Consider the following 8,053-nt stretch of genomic DNA (forward strand, 5'->3'; position numbering starts at 1 on the left):
GCGTCCACCCACCCGTGGTAGTCGACGGTGCGGACGGGGTGGCCGTGCGCCCGCAGGCGCTCGACGAAGTCGGCGAGCAGCGCCTCCCGCGGGTTCGACCGGATCCGCGCCCTGCTGCCCGCCGAGGGCCTCACCGTCACCGGCGGGACCCAACTGGCCCAGGAGCAGGCCGCGCAGATCGCCGAGAGCACCAAGGGGCTCACCCGGCTGCTGCTGGCCTTCGCCGGGATCGCCCTGTTCGTCGGCTCCTTCGTGATCGCCAACACCTTCACCATGCTGGTCGCCCAGCGCCGCCGGGAGACCGCGCTGCTGCGCGCCGTCGGCGCCTCCCGCGGCCAGGTGGTCCGCGGCGTGCTGGCCGAGGCCGGGCTGCTCGGCCTGCTCGCCTCCGCCGCGGGGGCCGGGCTGGGCCTCGGCATCGCGGCCGCGCTGCGCCCGCTGCTGGACATCGGCGGCGCCGAACTGCCGGACGGGCCCATGGTGGTGACCGCGGGCGCGGTGCTGCGCGCGCTGGCCGTCGGCCTCGGCGTCACCCTGCTCTCCGCCTGGCTGCCGGCCCGCCGGGCCGCCCGCACCGCACCGGTCGAGGCGCTGACCGGCGCCGAGCTGCCGCCGCCCGCCCGCAGCCTGAGGCTGCGTCACGCCCTCGGCGCCCTGGTCACCGGCGCCGGGGTGCTGGTCCTGCTGTACGTCGCCGCCCAGCGCACCGGGGACGACGCCAACCTGCTCGCGGCCGGTCTGGGCGCCGTGCTGCTGATCACCGGCACGATCGTGCTCGCACCGCTGCTCGCCCGGCCGCTGATCCTGCTGGCCGGGGCGGCCACCGTGCGGCTGTTCGGCGTCACCGGCCTGATCGCCCGGGAGAACGCGCTGCGCAACCCGCGCCGCACGGCCGCCACCGCCTCCGCCCTGATGGTCGGTCTCACCCTGATCACCGCCCTGAGCGTGACCGGAAGTTCGATGGACGCCGCCCTGCGGCAGGCCGCGGTGGCAGGGCTGACCGCCGACCGCAAGGTCTCCCTGGCCGGCCCCGGCGGGCTCGACCCGGCCGCCGCCGCACGCCTCGCGGCCGTGCCGGGCGTCACCGCCGCGGTGCCGCTCGCCTCGGCCGCCTTCGGGGCGCGGGGCAGCTACACCACCCTGACCGGCGTCGACCCGAAGGGCCTGGCCGCCGTCTCCGACCTGGAGTTCACCAGCGGTTCGGCCGCCGGGATCGGCCCCGGCAGGGTGGCGCTCTCCGACGTGCTGGCCGCGAAGGCCGGGCTCGGCACGGGCGACGTCTTCGAGGGCAGGCTCGGCACCGCCCCCGCCCGGGAGTACACCGTGGCCGGCGTCTACCGGCAGACCCGGGCCTTCGGCGGCGCCCTGGCCACCCTGGACGAGACCCTGCCGCAGGCCTTCGGCGGCAAGCCGGACGCCGTCCTGCTGCGAGCCGCACCCGGCCGGGCCGGCGCGGCGCTCGACCGGGACGTCCGGGCGGCGCTCGGCGGCAGCCCGCTGCTGCGGGTGGAGAGCCGCGAGCAGCTGACCAGGGCTCAGGCCGGGCAGGTGGACGCGATGCTGGGCATGGTGGCCGGCCTGCTGGGCATGACGGTGGTGATCGCCGCCTTCGGCGTGGTCAACACCCTGGCCCTGTCGGTCTTCGAGCGGACCAGGGAGATCGGCCTGCTGCGCGCGGTCGGCCTGGACGCCCGGGGCGTGCGGCGCACGGTGCGGCTGGAGTCGGTGGTGATCTCGCTGTTCGGCACCGTGCTGGGACTGGCCGCCGGGATCTTCCTGGCCTGGGCCTGCGGCGGCCTCGCCGCCACCGCCCTGCCGCAGTACGCCCTGGTGCTGCCCTGGGCCCGGCTCGGCCTCTTCCTGCTGCTCGGCCCCGCGATCGGCGTCCTGGCGGCGGTCTGGCCCGCCCGCCGGGCGGCCCGCCTCGATCTGCTCAGGGCGATCGGTGCGCAGTAGGCACCACCAGCGGCTTTGCGTGCCATCCCGGGATGCGCTGCCCTTCCCGGTCCCCGTCCGGTCACCTCCCCCGTGCCCTTCGCGCTGCTTGCTCCGTGACCGCTCGGGCAGAGTTTGCGGTGAAGTGCCCCAACGGGCCTTCCCAGCTTGAGCGGTGTGTGCCGGTGGTGTTTCGATGACGGCCACTGCGCACGGACAGGTCGGCCTCCGCCTGGCCGGCAGCCGGCCGCAACCCTCGCGCCCCGCCCCCTACGACGCCGCCGCGCGACCGGGGTGCCGGGCGAGCTCTGCAGACGTTCCTTGGGAGACCCGTGAGCGACGTGCTTTTCACCGCCGGATCGCGCCGACTGCCTTCCGGGCGGATCGAGCTGGCGATCGATCAGGAGGGCGGGCTGACCGTCCGCCGGCTGACCGCCGAGCGGACCGAGAGCCGCGGCGGCGCCGTGGACCCCGCAGTGCACCAGCGGCTGCGCGCCGCGCTGAGGACCACCCCGGGGACACCGGGGAGGGGCCAGGTTGTGGGCCTGGCCGACGGTCGGGTTGTGGGCCCGACCGAGGAGCCGGCGGCCCGGCAGCTCACCGTGGGGGAGAGCAGCTGGGCCGACGGCACCGACACCCCCGTACCGCCGGTCGGCCGGCTGCTGGAGGCGCTCGCCGTCCAGCTGCTCCAGCCGCTGGAGTACGGCCAGCTCCCGTTCGCCGTGGTCCGGCCGGAGACGGCCGGGGCGGTGGACGAGGCGCTCCGCCCGGCCGCCGTGATCGGCACCGTCGGCGGTGCCCCGGCCTACGCGTTGGCCGACGGCACGGCCGGCTTCGACCTCGGGCGGCTGCCCGGCGGTGCCTCGCTGGGCGGCTCGGACGGCGCGGACGGCCTGCTGCCGACCGCCGTCGCGCTCGCCGAGGTGGCGGGCCGGGAGCTGTTCGCGCTCGGTGCGGCCGACGGCGCCGTCCAGGTCTGGGACGCCGACACCGGCGAGCTGGCGCACGGGACTTCGGGCGGCGAGGGCGCCCAGCTGGTGGCGGCCGGCCTGATCGGCGGGGTGCCGCTGGTCTTCTCCGGCGGCAGCCGGGGCGAGCTGCGCGCCTGGCAGGCCGAGGACGGCCGCGGGCTGGGCCTGCTGGCCGTCGGCGGCGAGGGCGTCACCGCCCTGCTGCACGCCCGGGTGGCCGGGCTCGACCTGGTGGTGGCCGGCGCCCCGGACGGCACCGTCCGGGTCTGGGACGCCGCCCGCGGTGCCCGGCTCCAGCTGCTGGTCGGCCACTCGGCGCCGGTCACGGCGCTGGCCGTGCTGCCGCTGGGCGAGCAGGCACTGCTCGCCACCGGCGGCCGGGACCACGAAGTCCGGCTCTGGGACCTGGCCACCGGCAGCCCGGTGGCCGAGTTCTCCGGCCACTCCGCCACCGTCACCGGCCTGGCCTTCGCCGAACTCGACGGCCGCCCCGTGCTGTTCTCCGCCGCCCTGGACAACACCCTGCGCAGCTGGGACGTGCACGCCGCCGAGGCGCTCGGCGGCCGCCCGGCGGGCGGCAGCTGGCTCACCGGCCTGGTCACCGTCCCGGCGGCCGGAACGGCGCAGCTGGCCAGCGGCGACGAGCACGGCCGGATCAGGTTCTGGGAGCTCAACGGCGGTAAGCCGGTGGGCAGTTGTGAGCCCGAGCCCACCACGGCCGGCCCCGTCCCGGTCAACGCGCTGGCGGTCGGCGAGCTGCACGGCCGCCCGGTGCTGGCCGCCGGCTACGGCGACGGCAGGGTCAGGCTCTGGGACGCCGGCACCCGCACCGAGCTGTACGCGCTGGAGCCGGACGGCGGCCCGGTGGCCTCGGTCGCGGTGCTCGCCGACCCGGACGGGCCGGTGCTGGTCTGCGGCACGGTGGCCGGCGCGGTCCGCTGCCACCGGCTCAAGGACGGGGCCCCGCTCTCGGTGCCCACCCCGCACACCGGCCCGGTCACCGCGCTGGCCTTCGCCGCCGCCGTCCCCGGCGCGGAGGCGGTGCTGCTCTCCGGCGGTTCGGACGGCACCGTCCGGGTCCGGCAGGCCCTCGACGGCCTCCCGGTCCGACAGTTGACGGCCCACCGGGGCGGCGTCACCGCGCTCACCGTGGGCGAGGTCGGCGGCCGCCGGGTGCTGGCCAGCGCCGGAAAGGACCGCACCGTCCGCCTCTGGGACGTGGACGCCGGCCAGGCGGGCCCGGTGCTGGACGGACTCGCCGCCCCCGCCGAGGCCTTGGCGCTCGGCACGCTGGACGGGCGGGCCGTGCTGCTGGTCGGCTGCGCCGACGGCACGGTGCTCGCCCGGGACGTGCTCGGCGGGCACACGCTGGCCGAACTCCCGGGCGGCAGCGCCGAGGTGCGCTCCCTGGTCTGTCAGGTACTCGACGGCGAGGTGCTCGTCGCGGCCGGCGACGAGAGCTCGGTGCTCCGGCTCTGGCACCTGGCCAGCGGCTCCCTGGTCAACGAGGCGCCGCTGGACCGGATCCCGCTGGCCATCGCCTTCGGCGAGGCCGGGCTGCACGTGGTCGGCCCCGGCGGCCCGGTCACCCTCTGACCGTCGTTTCCTCGCACGCTTCCCAACTGTCTTAGGGGTAGGGGTACATGACCGGGAGTTCCGGTTCGTTCAGCATCGACCTGGCCGAGGTCGAGTCGTCCGCGACGATGATCCAGCGGATGCACGACGACCTCCAGGAGGCCTTCATCGTCCTGAAGACCTACGTGGGGACGGTGAACAAGGAGATCTACGGCAAGGACCTGGTCGGCGAGTCGCTGGGCGGCAAGACGGCGGCGGTGATCGGCCTGTCGGAGCAGCAGGACAAGGCCCTGACGGGTCTGCAGTCCTTCCTGGAGAACACCGCCCAGGTGGCCGCCAACCTGAAGACCATGGTGGCGAGTCACCGCGGCACGGACTCCGACAACGCGGACGACATGAAGAAGATCGAGCAGGGCAACGACATCCCGCTGCCGCTGCCCCCGAGCACCAGCCCCGGCGGCGGCTACGTGTCGCCGCAGGCCCCGCCGAAGCTCGACTACAACCACGCGGGTGACCGGCCGGAGCCGGCCCCGCGGCCGCAGCCCGGTGGCCGCAACCTGATGTGAGGCCCCCGCGCTTCGCCTCCCGTCCCTCCCCGTTCCTTCCCTCCCCTCTCCGTGAAGTGAGTGACCCGCCGTGCCGATCGAGCTGCCTGCCGATCTCGAGGACGTGCTCAAGACCCTCCAGAGCAACGAGGAGGGCAAGGACGTCCTCTTCCCCGACGGCAACGAGACCCGGATCGCCGATCTGGCCGCCGCCTGGAAGAAGTTCAACGACATCGCCGACGTGCGGATCCGGACGATCCTGGCGCACGCCCAACGGGCCTGCGACAGCATGTCCGGCGAGGCGGCCGACAGCTTCGAGCGCTACCTGCAGAAGTACGGCGTCGGCGACGGCTCGCACGCCGGGACGATCATGATGGCCGGGAAGCTGATGGAGCTTCACCTCAGTGGTGCCGCCCAGGCGATCGGCGACACCAAGACCTCGATGATCAACCAGCTCCAGTACGCGAAGAAGTACATCGAGCAGAACCCGGCGGGCAAGAAGGACGACATCGCCAAGTCCGAGGGCGTGAAGTCGGCCGTCGAGGCGTACCACACCTACGTCAAGAGCGTGACGGGCAGCGTCGACCAGATGCTGCGCAAGGGAGCCGACCACGGCGCCGCCACCCAGGCCGCGACCGAGATCTGCAACCTCAACAAGAGCAAGGCCGGCCCGCCGCCCGGCACCCCGCCGCCGGGCACCGGCATCAACTCGGCGCCCCCGCCCGGTGGTGACGGAGCGGGCGGTGGTGCCGGCGGTGGAGCCGGTGGTGGCGCGGGCGGCGGCTCGGGCTCCGGCGACGGAGCCGGTGGCGGTGCGGGCGGTTCGAAGACCAAGCCCTACCAGCCGCCGAAGGTCAAGCCGTACGAGCCGCCGAAGGTCAAGAACCCGTACCTCGACGGCGGCGCGAACGGCGGCGGCAAGTTCAAGCCCGCCGTCCAGCCGCCCGGCCTCAACCTGGCCGGCCACCCCGACTACAAGGGCAGCTTCGGCTCCACGCTGAGCCCGTACTCCTCCTCCGGTTCGGGAGGTGGCGGCGCGGGCGGCGGTTCGGGCTCCGGCGGTGGCGCCGGGGGCGGCGGGCTCGGCTTCGGCGGGGTCGGCGGCGGTGGCGCCGGCGGCCTCGGTCGCGGCGGCGGACTGGCCGGTGCCGGCGGTGCCGGCTCCCGGATGGGCGGTGCGGGCGGTGCCGGTGCCTACGGGCGCGGTGGCGCGGCGGGTGCCGGTGCGGCCGGTGCCGCGGGGCGTGGCGCGGCCGGGATGCCGGGTGCGGCGGGCGGCGGGCACGGCGGTGGCGCCGGGGCCGGTGGCGGTGCGGGCAAGGGCGGCGGCAAGTTCGTCCGGCCGACCCGCTTCGGCGGCGAGGACGAGAAGGAGCGCCGCCGCCGGGACCGCGGCATCGTCGGCGGCGAGCAGGTCGACCACGAGAGCGGCGACCCGCACTTCGAGCGGATGCGGCGTCAGTGGCTGGACGAGGCGCGGGGCGGCGGGGTGTCGGAGGGTGCCGAGGCCGCTGCCGCGGCGGCTGCGGCGCAGCCTGCGGCGGCCGGTGGGGCCGACCTGATGACGCAGCTGGCAGGGGCGTTGCTGGGCGGCGGCGAGGCGGCGGGCGGTGACGTTCCGTCGGCTGACGCCGCGTCGGGCGCCGAGTCGGGCGCTCCGGCCGCGGAGGGCACCGTCACGACGGCGGAGTCCGCCTCGGCGGGGAGCGCACCGGTCGCGGAGGCGGCTCCCGCCGCCTCGGCGGAGCAGGAGTACCTGGACCGGGCCCGGTCGGTGGCGGAGCGGCGCGGGCGCACCGACGAGGACGCCCCCACGCTCGACCCGGTCCCGGCCGCTCCCGCCGCCGAGCCGACGCCGATCCGGCAGGAGGGCGGGTACGACGTGCCGAGCCCCTTCCTGCGGGCCGCGCTCACCCGGATCGCCGCCAACTCCTCAGGCGAGGGCGCACCGCGGAGCTGACCGCTCCACCTGTCTGGGCGGCGGAGGGCACCCCCGAGTCCTCCGCCGCCCCTTCTCATCCCCCCTACCGTCGAGATCGCTGAGGGACCGTCATGACTGACCAGTCGCCCTTCCGGCCGGCCGATTACGTGGAGACCACTCCGCGGCGCGCCGTCATGGAGCCGCAGGCCGCACCGCTCTGGGGCGGGGGAGACGAGGAGACGTTTCCTGCGCAGTACGGGCCTGCGGAGGGTGAGTTCGCGGCGCGTCGTGGGTTTGCGGAGGGTGAGTTTCCTGCGCAGTACGGGCCTGTGGAGGGTGAGTTCGCGGCGCGTCGTGGGTTTGCGGAGGGTGAGTTCCCTGCGCAGTACGGGCCTGTGGAGGGTGAGTTCGCGGCGCGTCGTGGGTTCGCGGAGGATGAGTTCCCCGCGCAGTACGGGCCCGCTCAGGATGTGTTCCCGGCGCAGCAACGGATGCAGCCGGACGCGGCGCCCTTGTGGGGCGGCGGCGAGACCGTGGCCGCCCAGTACGAGCCGCGGGTCGGCGGCACCGTCGGCCGGCCGGTGGAGGGCACGTTCCCGGCGGAGGCGGCCTACGAGCCCGGCGTCATGCGGGCGATGAGCGGGACGGATCCGTTCGGCACGACGATGCCGGCGCAGACGGCCGCCGCCTACACGGAGGCGATTCCGGCCAGTGCCGGTGTGCCGCGTGGCGGGGCGTCGCCGGAGTACACCGAGGCGGTGCGGGCGAGCACGGGCGTGCCGCTGGGCGGCGAGGCGGCGGTGGCGGGTACGCCCGCGTACACCCAGGCCGTGCCCGCGAGTTCGGGCATCCCGGCGGGGAACGCCGAGTTCACGGAGGCGGTGCGGGCGAGTTCGGGTGTGCCGGTGGCTGGTTCGCCTGCGTTCACCGAGGCGGTGCAGGCGGGTGGGGCTGGTTCGCCGGGGTTCACGGAGGCGGTGCGGGCGAGTGCCGGTGTGCCGGTCGCCGGATCGCCTGCGTTCACCGAGGCGGTGCAGGCGGGTGGGGCTGGTTCGCCGGGGTTCACGGAGGCGGTGCGGGCGAGTGCCGGTGTGCCGGTCGCCGGA

The 8,053-nt window shown here is 75.9% G+C and carries 5 protein-coding genes; all 5 read left to right on the top strand.

Annotated features, from left to right (window positions below; all coding sequences use genetic code 11):
- The first annotated feature begins 27 nt into the window (after nucleotides 1-27).
- Entirely contained in the window at nucleotides 28-1,956 is a 1,929-nt protein-coding gene (locus tag ACWEPF_RS39035) for an ABC transporter permease (protein WP_452176403.1), read from the top strand.
- Nucleotides 1,957-2,267: 311 nt separating this feature from the next.
- On the top strand, nucleotides 2,268-4,502 hold the full coding sequence (locus ACWEPF_RS39040) for a WD40 repeat domain-containing protein (protein ID WP_452176404.1): 2,235 nt from the start codon (nucleotides 2,268-2,270) through the stop codon (nucleotides 4,500-4,502).
- 47 nt (nucleotides 4,503-4,549) lie between these two features.
- Entirely contained in the window at nucleotides 4,550-5,047 is a 498-nt protein-coding gene (locus ACWEPF_RS39045) for a hypothetical protein (RefSeq protein ID WP_345289098.1), read from the top strand.
- A gap of 70 nt (nucleotides 5,048-5,117) precedes the next feature.
- Complete coding sequence (locus ACWEPF_RS39050; RefSeq protein WP_452176405.1) at nucleotides 5,118-6,986, top strand: WXG100-like domain-containing protein; 1,869 nt, start codon at nucleotides 5,118-5,120, stop codon at nucleotides 6,984-6,986.
- A 92-nt stretch (nucleotides 6,987-7,078) separates the two neighbouring features.
- Nucleotides 7,079-8,053: hypothetical protein (locus ACWEPF_RS39055; RefSeq protein ID WP_452176406.1), on the top strand; the 975-nt coding region annotated here is incomplete at its 3' end.

It is taken from the genome of Kitasatospora sp. NPDC004289, from assembly GCF_053602875.1.